The 16,485-nt window shown below is 46.2% G+C and carries 19 protein-coding genes; all 19 read right to left on the bottom strand.

The window, feature by feature from the left end; genetic code table 11:
* Positions 1-23: 23 nt before the first annotated feature.
* On the bottom strand, positions 24-566 hold the full coding sequence (gene hslV, locus BpJC4_RS00415; RefSeq protein WP_151697398.1) for an ATP-dependent protease subunit HslV: 543 nt from the start codon (positions 564-566) through the stop codon (positions 24-26).
* 46 nt (positions 567-612) lie between these two features.
* Positions 613-1,515: a tyrosine recombinase XerC gene (gene xerC / locus BpJC4_RS00410; RefSeq protein ID WP_151679123.1), complete on the bottom strand. Its 903-nt coding sequence runs from the start codon at positions 1,513-1,515 to the stop codon at positions 613-615.
* A 466-nt stretch (positions 1,516-1,981) separates the two neighbouring features.
* A complete protein-coding gene (topA, locus tag BpJC4_RS00405; RefSeq protein ID WP_151697397.1) occupies positions 1,982-4,057 on the bottom strand; it encodes a type I DNA topoisomerase in 2,076 nt (691 codons plus the stop codon).
* A 437-nt stretch (positions 4,058-4,494) separates the two neighbouring features.
* Complete coding sequence (gene dprA, locus BpJC4_RS00400) at positions 4,495-5,367, bottom strand: DNA-processing protein DprA (RefSeq protein WP_151679121.1); 873 nt, start codon at positions 5,365-5,367, stop codon at positions 4,495-4,497.
* Positions 5,368-5,485: 118 nt separating this feature from the next.
* Positions 5,486-6,388: a succinate--CoA ligase subunit alpha gene (gene sucD, locus BpJC4_RS00395; RefSeq protein ID WP_151679120.1), complete on the bottom strand. Its 903-nt coding sequence runs from the start codon at positions 6,386-6,388 to the stop codon at positions 5,486-5,488.
* A gap of 67 nt (positions 6,389-6,455) precedes the next feature.
* Complete coding sequence (sucC, locus tag BpJC4_RS00390) at positions 6,456-7,616, bottom strand: ADP-forming succinate--CoA ligase subunit beta (protein WP_151697396.1); 1,161 nt, start codon at positions 7,614-7,616, stop codon at positions 6,456-6,458.
* Positions 7,617-7,715: 99 nt separating this feature from the next.
* Positions 7,716-8,015, bottom strand: a complete 300-nt coding sequence (locus BpJC4_RS00385; protein ID WP_151697395.1) for an EscU/YscU/HrcU family type III secretion system export apparatus switch protein — start codon at positions 8,013-8,015, stop codon at positions 7,716-7,718.
* Complete coding sequence (locus BpJC4_RS00380) at positions 8,012-9,265, bottom strand: TP0910 N-terminal domain-containing protein (protein WP_151679117.1); 1,254 nt, start codon at positions 9,263-9,265, stop codon at positions 8,012-8,014. The genes BpJC4_RS00385 and BpJC4_RS00380 overlap by 4 nt, the downstream gene beginning before the upstream one ends.
* A 49-nt stretch (positions 9,266-9,314) precedes the next feature.
* Positions 9,315-10,085, bottom strand: a complete 771-nt coding sequence (gene rnhB, locus BpJC4_RS00375; protein WP_151697394.1) for a ribonuclease HII — start codon at positions 10,083-10,085, stop codon at positions 9,315-9,317.
* A 41-nt stretch (positions 10,086-10,126) separates the two neighbouring features.
* A complete protein-coding gene (gene ylqF / locus BpJC4_RS00370; protein WP_151679115.1) occupies positions 10,127-10,969 on the bottom strand; it encodes a ribosome biogenesis GTPase YlqF in 843 nt (280 codons plus the stop codon).
* Positions 10,970-11,039: 70 nt separating this feature from the next.
* The gene (gene lepB, locus BpJC4_RS00365) at positions 11,040-11,591 is read right to left on the bottom strand and encodes a signal peptidase I (protein WP_151679114.1); all 552 of its coding nucleotides are present in this window, start codon (positions 11,589-11,591) and stop codon (positions 11,040-11,042) included.
* A 197-nt stretch (positions 11,592-11,788) separates the two neighbouring features.
* Positions 11,789-12,133, bottom strand: coding sequence for a 50S ribosomal protein L19 (rplS, locus tag BpJC4_RS00360; RefSeq protein WP_151679113.1), 345 nt, complete (start codon positions 12,131-12,133; stop codon positions 11,789-11,791).
* A 131-nt stretch (positions 12,134-12,264) separates the two neighbouring features.
* Positions 12,265-13,005, bottom strand: coding sequence for a tRNA (guanosine(37)-N1)-methyltransferase TrmD (gene trmD / locus BpJC4_RS00355; protein ID WP_151679112.1), 741 nt, complete (start codon positions 13,003-13,005; stop codon positions 12,265-12,267).
* Positions 13,002-13,520, bottom strand: a complete 519-nt coding sequence (rimM, locus tag BpJC4_RS00350) for a ribosome maturation factor RimM (protein WP_151679111.1) — start codon at positions 13,518-13,520, stop codon at positions 13,002-13,004. Before rimM ends, trmD begins: the two co-directional genes overlap by 4 nt.
* 4 nt (positions 13,521-13,524) lie before the next feature.
* Positions 13,525-13,917 carry a YlqD family protein gene (locus tag BpJC4_RS00345; RefSeq protein WP_151679110.1) on the bottom strand — a complete coding sequence of 131 codons (393 nt, stop codon included), beginning with the start codon at positions 13,915-13,917 and terminating at the stop codon, positions 13,525-13,527.
* 230 nt (positions 13,918-14,147) lie between these two features.
* Complete coding sequence (locus BpJC4_RS00340; protein ID WP_151679109.1) at positions 14,148-14,381, bottom strand: KH domain-containing protein; 234 nt, start codon at positions 14,379-14,381, stop codon at positions 14,148-14,150.
* Between the two features lie 11 nt (positions 14,382-14,392).
* Positions 14,393-14,665, bottom strand: coding sequence for a 30S ribosomal protein S16 (rpsP, locus tag BpJC4_RS00335; RefSeq protein WP_151679108.1), 273 nt, complete (start codon positions 14,663-14,665; stop codon positions 14,393-14,395).
* Positions 14,666-14,760: 95 nt separating this feature from the next.
* Positions 14,761-16,104 carry a signal recognition particle protein gene (gene ffh, locus BpJC4_RS00330; protein WP_151697393.1) on the bottom strand — a complete coding sequence of 448 codons (1,344 nt, stop codon included), beginning with the start codon at positions 16,102-16,104 and terminating at the stop codon, positions 14,761-14,763.
* Between the two features lie 11 nt (positions 16,105-16,115).
* Positions 16,116-16,421 carry a putative DNA-binding protein gene (locus BpJC4_RS00325; RefSeq protein ID WP_253693291.1) on the bottom strand — a complete coding sequence of 102 codons (306 nt, stop codon included), beginning with the start codon at positions 16,419-16,421 and terminating at the stop codon, positions 16,116-16,118.
* Positions 16,422-16,485 lie beyond the last annotated feature (64 nt).

Here is a 16,485-nt window from a genome sequence, read left to right as displayed (position 1 = left end):
CCGGCTTTCGGTTTTCGCTGTTGTTACAATTCTTCCACAATAATATTCGAATTTGTAAATACGCAAATTTCGGATGCAATTTCAAGCGATGCCTGCGCGATTTCTTTCGCGGAAAGGCTGTCGGAAGCATACCGCTTCAACGCACGGCCGGCAGCCAGCGCGTAGTTTCCGCCCGAGCCGATCGCAAGGATCCCGTCATCCGGCTCAATGACTTCACCTGTTCCGGAAACAAGCAGCAAATTATGCTCATCCATCACGATCAACATGGCTTCCAACTTACGGAGGACTTTATCGCTTCTCCACATTTTGGCAAGCTCCACGGCAGCGCGTGTTAAATTTCCGTTATATTCTTGGAGTTTCCCTTCAAACATCTCGGATAGCGTAAAAGCGTCAGCAACAGATCCCGCAAAACCGGCAAGGACCTTTCCATTAAACAGCCTGCGTACTTTTTTGGCAGTATTTTTCATGACGACGGAATTTCCGAGTGTCACCTGCCCGTCTCCGGCCATTGCGCTTTTGCCGTTATGCCGGATGGCAAATATCGTCGTAGCGTGAAAATCGCCCATTTCAGCACCTCCTATGTAATCGAAAGCTCAATGAACCACGCATTTGCTATGCTCTTGGATGGAATGACATATACGTTTGCCGCAAATGCTCCTTAGTGACATGTGTATATACTTGCGTCGAAGACAAGCTTTCATGCCCAAGCAGGTCTTGTACTGTGCGCAAATCGGCCCCATGATTCAGCAAATGGGTTGCAAATGTGTGCCGCAGCATGTGGGGGTGGATTTTTCCGGTAAGCGCCGCTTTTTTGATAATCCCGTTCAAAATATAGCGGACACCATTTTCCGTCAACGGCCCGCCGCGCGCATTTACAAATAAATAAGGATGCCTTTCTTTTCCGTGCATCAAAGCTTTACGCGCATGCTCCATATAATCGGAAACCGCATTACTGGCAAAATGGCCGAACAGAACGATCCGTTCTTTGCTGCCTTTACCTTTTACATGAATCGTTTCAAATTCAAAGTCAATATCCTGCAATTGAATATTCACGCATTCGCTGACACGGATGCCGGTCGCGTAAAGGATTTCAAGCAGCGCACGATTACGGGCAGATAAATCATCCTCCCCTTCACAGGCGTGGAACAACTGCTCCATTTCATCTTCATAAAAAAATTTAGGTAAGCGCTTATGTTGTTTTGGCTGGGATAAAAGTGCAAATGGATTTTCTTTGACAAGATGCTCCCGCAGCAGAAATTTAAAAAAACTGCGGATGCTCGATATTTTTCTCGCTACGCTTGCCCGGCTGTATTGGCGCTCGTAAAGTTTCGTTAAATACAGCCTCCCGTCCGGATATACGACTTCATCCAGCGAGGCAATTCCCTGTTCGGACATAAACGCAAAAAAATCTTCCAAATCCTGGCGATAATAACGGACGGTGTACGTCGAAAAGTTTTTTTCAACCTGCATGTACTCCATAAAAGAATGCAAATAGCCGGACAGTTCACCATTCATCTGTTTAACACCTCACAAGGGCGATTAAATCATAACATACTTTGCACCGGGATTGCAACAAATGTTACAAATTTTTCACAAAGTTTTGAATTATCTAAGATACATATGAAACATACCTACAAAAGCCCTTTGCAGGATTCGGAACGGCATTTAAACACCCCGCTGCAAGCCCTTGGCGTCTACTTTTAGGTGATTATGTCGTTTTTTGTCATCTTTGCCCTCTAGCATTTTACACCAGGATGCACAAGAAGTAAAAGAATAAGTTATATTTTCTCGTAAAAATTTAAATTTTCTTTTTTATAGACTCCCCAGTTGATTATGCAACGATTTTACCGTGGCAGGGGAGCGGACTTTCAGGCCCGTTCCCCCGTATAAAACATTTTCGTCAGTTAGGAAATGTCCTGAAATCGTGCATTCCCTTTATGATTCGGCAAAAACCCAAAAATATAAAGTGGTGCAGCCATTTTTATTCCACCGATTGTTCTTTATAATCACAATTAACGCACTGGATCTGCGTGCCTTTTTTCAGCTTTTTCTCCACGAGCATTTCGCAGCATTTCGGGCATTTTCTGCCGACCGGCTTATCCCAAGAAACGAAATCGCACTCCGGATAACGGTCACAACCGTAAAAAATACGGTTCTTTTTCGTTTTTCTTTCAATGATTTCGCCTTTTCCGCATTTCGGGCACGCCACTCCGATTTTTTTGACAATTGGCTTTGTATTGCGGCATTCCGGGAAATTACTGCAAGCCATAAATTTGCCGTAGCGCCCCATCTTATACACCATTGGGCTTCCGCACAGCTCGCACATCTCCCCGGTTTCTTCATCCTTGATTTCAACTTTTTCCATCTCAGCTTCGGCTTTTTTCAAACTAACCTCGAAATTCTTATAAAACTCATCAATGATTTTGACCCAGGCAACTTTTCCTTCTTCAATACTGTCAAGGTCTTTTTCCATTTCCGCAGTAAATTCAACATCGATAATTTCCGGAAAAAATTCCTTGATCAGTTCCAGCACGATCTCACCAAGCTCAGTCGGTACGAATCGTTTGTTTTCAAGGGCAACATACCCGCGCTTTTGGATTGTATCAAGCGTTGGCGCATAAGTGGACGGCCTTCCGATCCCGAGCTCCTCCAGCGTTTTTACGAGACGCGCTTCCGTATAGCGCGGAGGTGGCTGTGTAAAATGCTGTTTCGGTTCGATGTTTTCAGAAGAAATGGTATCGCCGTTTTCCAAATGCGGCAAATAACTTTCCCCTTCTTCCTGCTGGTCGTCGGTTCCTTCCACATATACTTTCATAAAACCGGGGAAGTTGATTTTCGAACCGGAAGCGCGGAATACAACCGTTCCGTTTGTGAGGGCCACACTCATTGTATCCAGCACAGCAGGCGACATTTGGCTTGCCGTAAAACGTTCCCAGATCAATTTATATAATTTATACTGGTCCCTGCTAAGGTATTGTTTTACCGAAACCGGATCGCGGAAAATGCTCGTCGGCCGGATCCCTTCGTGTGCATCCTGGGCGTTGGCCTGTTTTTTCTCTTTCCTTTCTTCCTGACGCAAATACTTTTCCCCAAATTTTCCAGAAATATATTGCTTAGCTTCTGCTTTTGCAATTTCCGATATACGGGTCGAGTCAGTCCTCATATAAGTGATCAGCCCGACACTCCCTTCTTTTCCGAGATCAATCCCTTCATACAGCTGTTGGGCCACCATCATCGTTTTCTTTGCCCTGAAGTTGATTTTACGGGCGGCTTCCTGCTGTAAAGATGAAGTCGTAAACGGCGGCGCCGGATTTCGTTTCTTCTCTTTATGGGTTAAAGATGTGACGGTAAACTGGTCGTTTTTGATCATGCCAAGTATTTTTTTTACATCTTCTTCAGATTTGAGCGGCATTTTTTCGCCGTCCACTCCGTAAAAGGAAGCCTGGAACGTATCTTTCCCTTTTTTGAATGTGCCCGTGATCGTCCAGTATTCTTCCGGAACAAATGATTTGATCTCATTCTCGCGGTCAATGATCAGACGGACTGCAACGGATTGCACTCTACCCGCGCTCAATCCTTTTTTCACTTTTTTCCATAAAAGCGGGCTGATGTTGTAACCGACTAAACGGTCCAGTATCCTTCTTGCCTGTTGCGCGTCCACCAGATCCATATTGATCGGGCGCGGATGTTTGAAAGATTCTATGATCGCATCTTTTGTAATTTCGTTAAACACAACGCGGCAGTCCGAATTGACATCAAGATCAAGGCTGTTGGCCAGATGCCACGCGATCGCTTCCCCTTCGCGGTCAGGGTCGGCCGCCAGATAAACTTTCTTTGCTTTTTTGGCCGCGCTCTTCAATTCTTTTAATACAGGGCCTTTTCCCCTTATCGTAATATATTTCGGTTCAAAATGGTTCTCAATATTGACCCCCATTTGGCTTTTCGGCAAATCGCGTACATGCCCCATGGAAGCTTTCACTCTATATTTTTTTCCCAAATATTTTTCAATGGTTTTCGCTTTTGCGGGTGATTCCACAATTACTAAGTAGTCTGACATTCAAAATCCTCCCCGGAGAGCATATACCCTCTCTTTGCAACAACTTTACGCGTATTTCTGTTTTTTAACTTAAAGGTTATGTTCGTGAAACAATGTTGATGACCACGAAATCCGCTTCGCACATGTCTATCCCGCGGGACTTTATGACGAAGTCCCGGAAATGGGCTGCCACCAACAATGAAATTTAATAGAGTCAACTTAAAATCATTTGTAAATATTAGCCTTGAAGCCCGCATTTGTCAATTTTAACAGCGTTGTCGCAAAAAAACAAATATGGCAAACGGTTTCATTTGTAATATTTTATCTTTTCTTTCTCTATTTTATATACATCATATCCAAAAATCATGAGTTTTTTCATCGAAATGGAAAATTCTTCATCCATTTATGAATTTTTATTTACAATTTGCCCTTTGTACCCCGATACAGGGAAATTTTTTTCAGATGCGCAGTTCTTCCAAAATATCGGAGCTGTTAGCCACAAGTTTCGCTCCCTGCTGGATTAAATGGTTTGTGCCTTCCGACAGGCTGTCCAAAACGTTTCCGGGTATGCTGAATACTTCCCGTCCCTCCTGAAGCGCAAAATCAGCGGTGATCAGCGAGCCGCTCCGCCTTTCCGCCTGGATGACCACCACCCCTTCGGAAATGCCGCTAATGATCCGGTTTCGTTCCGGAAAATGCCATTTTTGCGGGCGTGTAAAAGGGGGGTATTCGGACAACAGCAAATGATTCTGCTTGATCTTTTCAGCCAGCACTGTATTTCCCCGCGGATAAATATGAAAAAACCCGCTGCCCAAGACTGCAATCGTTTTTCCGCCGAATTTCATGGCGGCTCGGTGGGCGATTGTATCAGCTCCCTTGGCCAGCCCGCTGACAATGACAAAATTTTTTTCGATCAGGTCCGGAAATAACCGGTCCACCACTTTTTCGGCATAGGTACCGGACTTTCTTGAACCGACAACTGCGAGGCACCTGCGTTTCAATAAAGAAATATCCCCCATGGAGTATAATACAATAGGCGGCTCGTACGTTTCTTTTAACAGCGCGGGATATTCCGGTTCAAAGGCTGCGGTGGCCCGGATTCCTTTCTTTTTATAAAGCGCTAAATATGGTTTGAGTTCAAGATGATGGAGATCATTATAAAAAGTGTCGAAAGCGTTACGATTCATGCGGAGCAGCGTGCGGAGGGCTTCGCGGGGCATCCGGTAGAGTTTTTCAAGCTGCGGGTCAAATTGTAGAATGTGCATTTTTTGCCTAAGGCTTAATCCCCGGCAATGGTCCAAATGGATATACTTTATTTTTAGTGGTTCCATATCACTCCTCGCTTCCTATAAAAACGGCTTTAGCCGAAAAAACATAAACCGAATAGACCCGGCCGGCACGTTTTACAGCATCGCATGGCCGGATCCGGTCCGGTTTATTTACACGGCATTATAGGTTTTTACATTTTTCGTATAAACCTCTTTCTTTGAGGACGCGGATCAGTGTTTCGCCAATGACAGCTGGTGTTTCCGCCACCTGGATGCCACATTCATTCATCGTGCGGATTTTTTCGGCTGCGGTCCCTTTGCCGCCGGAAATGATCGCGCCGGCATGGCCCATCCGTTTTCCTGGAGGTGCTGTAACACCGCCGATAAAGCCGACGACAGGTTTCTTCATGTTTGCCTTGATCCAGCGTGCCGCTTCTTCTTCCGCCGTTCCACCAATTTCGCCGATCATGATGACAGCTTCCGTATCCGGGTCGTTGTTAAATTCTTTCAAAACATCAATAAAGTTTGTCCCGTTAACTGGGTCGCCGCCGATTCCGATCGCATTGGACTGGCCGATGCCCGCCTGGGTGAGCTGATGGACAGCTTCATAAGTCAACGTGCCGGAGCGGGAGACAACGCCGACATGGCCTTTTTTATGGATGTAACCAGGCATGATGCCGATTTTACATTCATCAGGCGTGATGATGCCAGGGCAGTTCGGGCCGATCAGGCGGGTTTTCTTCCCTTCCATGTAACGTTTCACTTTGACCATATCCAAAACTGGAATATGCTCTGTGATGCAGATGACAAGGTCGAGTTCCGCATCGACAGCTTCCATAATGGCATCCGCCGCAAACGGGGCCGGGACGAAAATGACCGATACGGTGGCGCCTGTCGCTTTTACAGCTTCTTCCACCGTGTTAAAAACCGGTACGCCTTCCACTTCTGTTCCACCTTTTCCCGGAGAAGTCCCGCCGACAATTTTTGTGCCGTACTCCAGGCATTGTTTCGTATGGAAAAGCGCTGTTTTCCCCGTAATTCCTTGAACAATGACTTTTGTATCTTTATTTACATAAATACTCACTTTTTTCCCCTGCCTTCTTTATTCAAGAATGTTTGTTCGTATTCATAACACTGACATGCGCATTGAATCAGCTTACGAGTTCAACAATTTTTTGCGCGCCGTCCGCCATCGATTCGGCCGCAACAATTTTAAGCCCCGATTCATTTAAAATTTTCTTTCCGAGTTCAACATTCGTCCCTTCCAGACGGACAACGAGCGGAATGTCAAGGCCTACCTGTTTCGTAGCCGCAACCACACCGGCCGCGATAACATCACATTTCATGATGCCGCCGAAAATATTGACGAAAATCCCTTTTACTTTTTCATCGGAAAGAATAATTTTAAACGCTTCCGTAACTTTTTCTTCTGTTGCGCCGCCGCCGACATCCAGGAAGTTGGCAGGTTCGCCTCCGTAATATTTAATAATGTCCATCGTCGCCATCGCAAGGCCGGCGCCGTTTACCATACATCCGATATTCCCGTCAAGAGCGACATAGCTCAAATCGTATTTCGATGCTTCAACTTCTTTCGGGTCTTCTTCATCCAAATCACGATATTCCAAAATATCCTGCTGGCGGTACAATCCGTTTGAATCGAAATTCAATTTGGCATCGAGCGCCATGACTTTCCCGTCGCCAGTCACGACAAGCGGGTTGATTTCCGCAATCGAGCAGTCTTTTTCAACAAATACTTGGTACAAGCCCATCATGAATTTAACAGCTTGGTTTACAAGTTTAGCAGGAATATTGATATTGAAAGCAATGCGGCGCGCTTGGAACGGCAACAGTCCGACTGCCGGATCGATCGTTTCCTTGAAAATCTTTTCCGGTGTTTTGGCCGCCACTTCTTCGATTTCCGTCCCGCCTTCTTCAGACGCCATCAGCACAACCCTTGAAGAAGCGCGGTCCAGCACAAGGCCGACATAGTATTCTTTTTGGATATCGCATCCTTCTTCAATCAACAGACGTTTCACTTCTTTTCCTTCTGGGCCTGTTTGATGCGTAACAAGCGTTTTCCCAAGCAACTCCTGCGCGTATGTACGAACTTCATCCAAATTTTTCGCTACTTTGACGCCGCCCGCTTTTCCGCGGCCGCCGGCATGGATTTGCGCTTTTACAACACATACCTCTGTACCGAGTGCTTTCGCCGCTTCCACCGCTTCATCCACGGTGAAGGCAACTTTCCCTTTCGGCACAGAAACCCCATATTTTCTGAGGATCTCTTTGCCTTGATACTCGTGAATATTCATGTTCCATCCTCCTATCAAACTGTTCAAAAAATTAACTGCGCTTTCATTTTAATAAACATCAGAAAATATGTCTACCATAATGAACTGAAACCGCTATTATTATTTAAAAATATTTTTTTGTTCGTTTTCAAAAGATTGGTCAAGCCTATAAATAAACGCAAACACCTCGGCAACGGCAGCATAAAGTTCTTCCGGTATCGTTTCATTAATATTGAGCTGCCCGAGCAACGCAACCAGATCCCGGTCTTTTTGTATCGGGACATTTGCTTCGAGTGCTTTTTCGATGATCCGCTTGGCAACTTCGCCTTTTCCTTTCGCCTTTACAACCGGCGCAGAATGAATTTCCGACCGGTATTGGAGCGCAACGGCTTCTCTTATCTCTTTCTCTTTTCCGTTCATATCCGTATATCCACCCCTTTATAGGAAGAATCCGCCTGATATGCCGCATTCCGCACGCTTTTTCCCTTCACTGTCCGGAAATGCACGCCGGACAGCTTATAATTGAGTTCATCCAGCCCTTCCTTTAATGCGGGGACAAACGGCGCACAAACCGCCTGCAAATCTTCTTTGGCGCTTGCAACTTGAACCGTGACAACACGGTTCTGCACATTCATCTCCACCAATGTTTCTTTTAAAAACTGCAAATTCAAATAAAAAATGATTTTACAATAATCGCTGTCAATTTTTCCGTTTTTTTTCTGCCTGCCCGACCACTGCATCACCGCGTTTGTTTGAAAATGAGGAAAAGACAGCGGGATTTCCATCCAGATGTGCTGGACCGCTGCATCCGGGACAGAAAGCAGCTGCTGGCCGTTCATTTTCTGTATAATTTGGTCCGCAATTTCTTTTGCTTCTGGGGAACCGCCTTCTTTTTGCAGAAATTCAACAAGAAGCGCCTTTAAAGGCAGTTCGCTTTGTTTTGTCAGCCCATCGTTTTGCAAAATTCTGCCTTCGTAAAAAATCCCTAATTTCTGTACCGTCTCCTGGATTTGCGCACGCAACATATCGCCTGTCACGTGATCCCCGCCCGTCATTTGAAGATCCTGAAGGCTGCTTAACAGCTGTTGGACGAGCGGTGTTGGATGTTCCGCCCCGAGCGCCGCCTGCAGACGGTTCAGGAGGTTTGTTGCCGGCTCGCCCTGCCCGGCCGAAAGAAGAGCGGTAAGTATTCTTTTTGTTACAGGAAGGTCTTTTGACAACATAAAACCCGCTGCTTCTAATCCTTTTTCAAGGTCCGGCACCTGTTTCAGCCAGCCGCCGATTTTAACGGCCATGTTTTTCGTAAACGGGATGCCCCGTTCTGCCAAATAGGAAACAAGGGATTGGTATGTTTTTTCGGAAGGCAACTGCATTTGCGTTAATAGGGCTTTTTCGTGTGAGCCTGCTGCGGCATCTTCCGCGGCAAGCATTTTCAACTGTATGCCGCCTTCCGTTGAAACAGTTTGGAACCAGTAGCCTTTCCCGGTTTCAAGCGGAATTTGAAGTTTGGCGGCAAAAGTGCGCCCGCCTGCCTGCACAAGAGCCGTATCATTCGGAAACAGTTTTTGAATGGTGCCGAAAAAAATCTGTCCCGTTTTAAATTCAAATGCGCGGATTTTTGAGCCGGAAAGCGCGGAAAGGGCCTGCTCCGTAATGGAAGAAAATTGCATATATGCCCCCTGCCTTATAACTGTCTCATTTTTTCTATATTTGTTATCGTCAAAATGCCGGCCAATTTTTAACCGGTGCAAACGTTTTTCTATGTATTGGGCATGGTCCGTGCCGTTTCAGGGCTTCCAAATGCTCTTTCGTCCCGTACCCCATATTTTTGGCAAATCCGTATTCAGGGTATTTTTTATCCATTTCCTGCATCAAACGGTCCCTTGTCACTTTGGCGATGATGGATGCGGCCGCAATTGAAACGCTCTTTGCATCGCCTTTTATTATGGAAGTTTGCGGATAAGGGGCAGGAATTTCCATCGCATCGATCAGCAAATGGTCTGGTTTTTCCAGCAAGTTTTCCACAGCCAGCATCATCGCTTTTTTGGCTGCCTTGTAAATATTGATTTTATCAATTTCATCCGCATCCACAATTCCAACCCCAATATAGCCGGCTTTTTCACAAATTGCGGAATAATACTTTTCCCTCTGCTTTCCGGACAGCTGCTTAGAGTCGTTCAAGCCGGCCAGATAAAAATCCTCTGGGAGGATGACCGCCGCCGCCACGACCGGCCCGGCAAGCGGCCCCCTTCCCGCTTCGTCAATGCCGGCGATCAGGCGATGCCCTTCCAGTCGCAATGCATTTTCATAGCGCATCATTTCCCGGAACTTTTCAAGCGCCTGATGCTCTTTTTCTAATTTTCTCTTCCATTTTTCAAGTGCTTCTTGTGCGCCTTTCCTCCCGTCTTTTTGCAAGGCCAATATAAACGGATTGTCCGGGTCTTTGACAACCGCAAGCCGTTCTTCAATTTCACTGATTTTCACTTTCATCCACCCCTTAAAAAAATAAGCCCTCCAGAAAAGGGGAGAGCTTACAATGTATCGAATGTCAAAGGACCGAGCTTTTGCCCGCGGATATCGCGGATGATGATATCAGCCGTTTTGTCGTAATCAATTTCCCCCCCGGCTCTTAAGCACCCGCGCAGGCGCCCGATATGGTCAAAAAGCGCAACGATATCTTCCGGGATCTCATCCAGCTTGTAACGCGCCTTTAAGGCTTCAGTGTAATGTGCCTCAAGAAAGCGGAGACTGAATACCGCGACATCCTGCAGATTGAGAATCGTATCCTTAATCGCACCGGTCAGAGCAAGCTTGTAACCGACTTCTTCATCTTCAAACTTCGGCCATAGGATACCCGGCGTGTCCAACAGTTCCATCGATTTGCCGACTTTTATCCAAGCCTGCGCTTTTGTGACACCGGGTGTATTGCCGGTTTTTGCGATGTTTTTTCCGGCAAGCCTGTTAATCAAGGTCGATTTTCCGACATTTGGAATCCCGACAATCATCGCCCTGATTGCACGCGGTTTAATGCCCTTCGCACGCTTTCTCTCCCACTTTGGCTGCAAAATTTGTTCAGCGAGTTTCACCATCTTGTCCAGGCCCTTTCCGCTTTGCGCATCAATGGCCAGCACAGATGTGTTTTCGCCCGAAAACTTGTCAAGCCAGCGGGATGTCATTATGGGATCCGCCATATCCGCTTTGTTCAATAGTTTGATACGCGGCTTTTGCTGGATGATTTCATCGAGCATCGGGTTTGCAGATGAAACGGGGATTCTGGCATCAAGCAATTCAAAGATGATATCCACCAGCTTCAATTTTTCGGAAACTTCTCTCCTTGCCTTGGCCATATGCCCCGGAAACCATTGTATTGCCATCGTGTGTCAACTCCAAATCTCTCGTTCTTCCGCTTATAACGGCCCTGACCCCAGACAGCCATTGAAATGTCTAATGATTGACAACATGGGCATCTTTCAGCGGCCAGTAAACGAAATTGGTTTCGCCGACGACTTTGCTCAGCGGAATCGTGCCAATCTGGCGGCTGTCTTTGCTGTAGCGACGGTTATCGCCCATGACAAAGATTTGGCCCTTCGGCACGGTGTCCCTGCCAATGATGTCTTTTAACGTAAAATCTTCCGTCAGTGGTCCGTCGGCAACCGCTTTTTTATACTTGTCAAGGTAAGGCTCTTTATATGCTTTTCCATTAATGTACAAGACGTCATTCTTATATTCAATCCGGTCGCCGGGCAGCCCGATGACCCTTTTTATATAATCCTTGCCTTCGGGAGCATGGAAAACGACTATATCAAAACGTTTCGGCGTTCCGAGCTTATTGACAATCATCCGGTCCCCGTTTTTCAATGTCGGCATCATGGAAGAGCCGTCGACAATGATCGGGGCAAAGAAAAAGTAGCGGAGAATCCCGGCAAGTGCCACGGCAATCAGCAGCGCCTTCACCCATTCCCAAAGCTCATTTTTCGGTTGTTTCTGTTTTGCCATTCTCACACCGCCTCATCAATACAAGTTTCCATCGCGTGTATTCCTTATTATCATATTGCATTATAACTGGTTTGAATCATGTTTTAAAATCGGGTTTTGCGATGACCATAGCCATTAAAAACCGCACGGAAATTTTGTATAATATGAAGAAAAGGGGCCTTTGGAAGGAGCCCCTTTTCGAACCTGTCATTGCTGCATCAGCGGATTTCTTTAATACGGGCGGCTTTACCGCGCAGATTACGCAGGTAGTAAAGTTTCGCACGGCGAACTTTACCGCGACGCACGACTTCAATCTTCGCAATTTTAGGTGTATGGAGAGGGAATGTACGTTCAACGCCTACACCATAAGAAACTTTCCGTACCGTAAATGTTTCGCTGATCCCGCCGCCGCGGCGTTTGATCACAACACCTTCAAAAACCTGGATACGTTCGCGGGAGCCTTCAATAACTTTTACATGCACGCGAACCGTATCACCCGGGCGGAAATCAGGAAGATCAGTGCGAAGTTGATCTTTTGTAATTTCATCAATAATATTGTGCATCGTATTCAACTCCTTCCAACAGATGCTCTTGCAAACCTTTTAACATTTTGCAGCGGAACATCGTTTTACGGTGGTTTGCAGCAACAAACCACAAGTGAAATCATAGCATAAACGCCTTGTGATTGCAACAGCTAATCGCGGCTTTCTTCCCATTCTTTCAGCCATGCTTTTTGCTTTTCAGAAAGCGGATAACTGCGCAATAAATCCGGCCTTCTCGTATATGTTCTGTACAAGGACTGCTTTTCGCGCCATTCTTCAATCAGCTTATGGTTGCCTGACAGCAGCACATCCGGGACCTTCATGCCGCGGAAATCGGCCGGCCGCGTATAGTGCGGATATTCCAAAAGCCCGGTCGAAAACGAATCCGTAACAGGCGATTCTTCATTGCCCAACACACCCGGAAGAAGGCGGACAATGCTGTCGATCATCACCATGGCGCCGAGCTCCCCGCCGGTTAACACATAGTCACCGATTGAAATTTCATCTGTCACAAGATGTCCCCGGATCCGTTCATCATAGCCTTCGTAATGGCCGCAAATAAAGACAAGATGCTCTTCTTTTGCAAATTCCTCCGCTTTTTTTTGTGTGTATGTTTCGCCTTGGGGGCAGAGCAGAATAATGCGCGGTTTCCTTCCGTCCTCTTTTTTCAAAAGATCTTCAACCGCATCGAAAACAGGCTGTGGCTTCAGCACCATGCCCGCGCCGCCACCGTACGGGTAGTCGTCGACTGTTTTATGCTTATTGTCGCTGTATTCGCGGAAGTTTATAAGATGATAGCTAGCAATCCCTTTTTCGCTTGCTTTTTTCAAAATGGAAGAACCGAGAACGCCTTCAAACATTTCCGGAAATAGCGTTAAAATATCGATTTTCATGACAGCAAACCTTCCATTGGTTCAATCACAATTCTTTTTTCAGCAGGATCCACTTCTTTTACCACATCTTCTATAAAAGGGATCAAATACTCTTTTTGGTGTTCCGCCTGCACAACCCAGACATCATTTGCACCCGGCGTTAAAATTTCTTTGACGACACCAACTTTGTCACCTGCAACAGTCCAAACTTCACATCCGATGATTTCATGGAAATAATACTCGTTTTCGCCGAGCTCCCCCAGCTGTTCTTCAGAAACTTTCAAAATGCCGTCTTTCCATTTCTCGACTTCCTGAATCGAATCATACCCTTCAAATTTGAGCAAATCAAATTGCTTATGTGGGCGGCTCAACTCAATTTGTAGCTTGAGCGGCTCCTTTTCGCCGGGAAGGAATAAATAAAGCGTATTGCCGGGTTTGTAGCGTTCCTCCCTGAAATCCGTCATCGATATGACCCGCACTTCTCCGCGGATGCCGTGTGTGTTGACAATTTTTCCGACGTTAAACCATTGTGCCATGTTCTCACCTCTCGCGAATTTCGTGGATGATGCCATCTTTTACGATAATCGTTTTTTCTTTTGACACCGCGTCCCAATCATCGCCTTCATGGATATCCACGACGGCCTGGATTTCTGTTTCTTTCAGTTCCGTACCGAGCGGCAGCAAAAGCAGCTGTTCGATTTGGAAATCGACAAGCTTTATTTTTTCCTGCCTGCTGTTGATTTCTTTCTCAAAATGCATTTTTAAGCTCGTTCCGGAGTACTTTTTTGTTTTTTCCAGCCTTTTCGATTCAAACCGCAGCTGGTCGCATTCTTTCTGCAGCTGCTGTTTTGTTTGTCGGTATGTACTCAGCAACGCTTCCTTGCTCTTTTCGGTAAGGATTTGCTTTACCGTGACTTTCTGAAGAATTTTCAAATTTTCCCGCCCCCTTTGGCTAATCGATTTATCACTTAAAAGAGTCTTTGTTCCATAAAACTGTACCACGTCCAGTACGGGTTGCCTGTATCAGATAAGGCCGACAGAAAAGAAAGCAGCCGGAAAGGAGTATGTAAATCAGTTTTTTGTGCAAGCTTTTTCAAAAGAAGTTATGTAAAAAGGGAGGCATACTCCTCCCTTTCTCCGGTGTTCTATCACAAGTCTGTTTTTTAATCGGCAATTTCGAGATGGATTTTCTTATGCCCATGCGCGCCGGCCGCAGCATAAACGACCGTTCGGATGGCTTTTGCGGTGCGCCCTTTTTTGCCGATTACCTTACCGATGTCATCCGGGTGGACAAACAGCCGGTAAATGGTTTCTGTTTCCTCTTCATTCCATTCCACCCGTACATCATCCGGATGGCCGACAATAGGTCTGACGATCGCCAAGATTAATTCATCCATATTGCCCACGATTATTTGACGTATTTTTCGTTATGGAATTTTTCCATAATCCCTTGCTTCGAGAACAAGTTGCGTACCGTATCAGACGGCTGCGCACCGTTTTTCAACCATTTGAGTGCAAGTTCTTCATCAATTTTTACTTCGGCAGGATCTGTAACCGGGTTGTACGTTCCTACTGTTTCAATGAAACGGCCATCTCGCGGTGAGCGGGAATCAGCTACAACGATACGGTAAAATGGGGATTTTTTCGCACCCATGCGTTTTAAACGAATTTTAACTGCCATTAAAAATAGCACCTCCGATTAAGTTTCTCACAAGACAGTATCATATCAAAAAAACAACATGGTGTAAAGTCTTTTTTCTTAACACCATATTTTTCTTACATAAACGGGAACCTGAAGCCTTTTTTTCTGCCTTTCTGCGTCAGCCCCTGCATTTGCTTCATCATCTTTTTCATTTCTTCAAACTGCTTTAAAAGCCGGTTTACTTCCTGCACCGGGCGGCCGGAACCTTTCGCGATCCGTTTTTTCCGGCTCGCATTGATGATTTCGGGATGCAATTTTTCCTGTTTCGTCATCGACTGGATGATCGCTTCGACATGGGTAATCTGTTTTTCGTCAATCTGGAGATTATCCATCCCTTTAATCCGGTTTGCGCCCGGGATCATTTTCAGCAAATCGCCGAGCGGCCCCATTTTGCGCACCTGGCCAAGCTGCTCCAAAAAGTCTTCCAACGTAAAGGACAAATCGCGCATTTTCTTTTCCAGTTCGCGCGCTTTTTCTTCATCAACCGTTTCCTGTGCCTTTTCGATGAGCGAAAGGATATCGCCCATGCCAAGAATACGCGAGGCCATTCTTTCCGGGTGGAACGGCTCGAGCGCATCCATTTTCTCGCCCATCCCGGCAAATTTAATCGGTTTATTGGTTACAGCGCGGATAGACAATGCCGCCCCGCCGCGCGTATCACCGTCGAGTTTCGTCAATATAACGCCGGTAATGCCGAGCTGGTCGTTAAAGCTTTGCGCGACATTGACAGCATCCTGCCCGGTCATAGCATCGACAACAAGAAAAATCTCATCAGGATGCACAAGTTCCCTGATTCCTTTTAATTCATCCATCAGCTCGCTGTCAATATGAAGGCGGCCGGCGGTATCGATAATCACATAATCATGATGGTCTTCTTTAGCCTTTTGGATGGCTTCTTCGGCAATTTTCACCGGGCTGACCTTATCCCCGAGCGAAAAAACCGACATACCGAGTTGTTTGCCGAGCGTTTCAAGCTGTTTAATTGCAGCCGGCCTGTATATATCGGCCGCGACAAGCAACGGATTGCGGTTATATTTTTTCCGCAACAGGTTCGCCAGCTTCCCGGTTGTTGTCGTTTTCCCGGCACCCTGCAGCCCGACCATCATAATAACTGTCGGCGGGCGTTTCGCAACGGCAATCTGGCTCTGTGACCCGCCCATCAAGTTGGTTAGTTCTTCCTGAACGATTTTAATGACCTGCTGCCCCGGCGTCAAGCTTTTTAGCACATCCTGCCCGACAGCCCGTTCACCCACTTTTTTTACAAAATCTTTCACGACTTTAAAGTTGACGTCCGCTTCCAGAAGCGCGAGGCGGACTTCCCGCATCATTTCTTTTACGTCGCTTTCCGTAACTTTGCCTTTGCCTCGGATTTTCCGCATTGTCCCCTGCAGGCGCTCAGCGAGTCCTTCAAATGCCATTTTTACGCCCCCTATTCCAATTTTTCAAGCGCATCGAGTAAGCGTAAAAGTTCCGGATCGACGCTATCACCCAATATTTCCCGCATCGATTGGAAAATTTGCTTGCGCGCCTGGAACTTTTCAAATAAACCCAGTTTTTTCTCGTATTCTTCGAGCATTTGTTCAGTGCGTTTAATATTATCGTAAACCGCCTGGCGGCTCACCCCATATTCTTCGGCAATTTCGCCAAGCGAAAAATCGTCCAGGTAATAGAGGGACATATAGCTGCGCTGCTTTGGAGTCAACAACGACTGGTAAAAATCATATAAATAGTTCATTCTCGTTGTTTTCTCAAGCACGGCTTCTTCCCCCTGTTAAGTGAAATGTCTTTACATAATGTTA

The organism is Weizmannia acidilactici (assembly GCF_008974185.1).
GTDB classification, from domain to species: Bacteria; Bacillota; Bacilli; order Bacillales; family Bacillaceae_C; genus Weizmannia; species Weizmannia acidilactici.
Note: the sequence above shows the minus strand (reverse complement) of the source record. Positions and strands in the feature narration are given on the sequence as shown.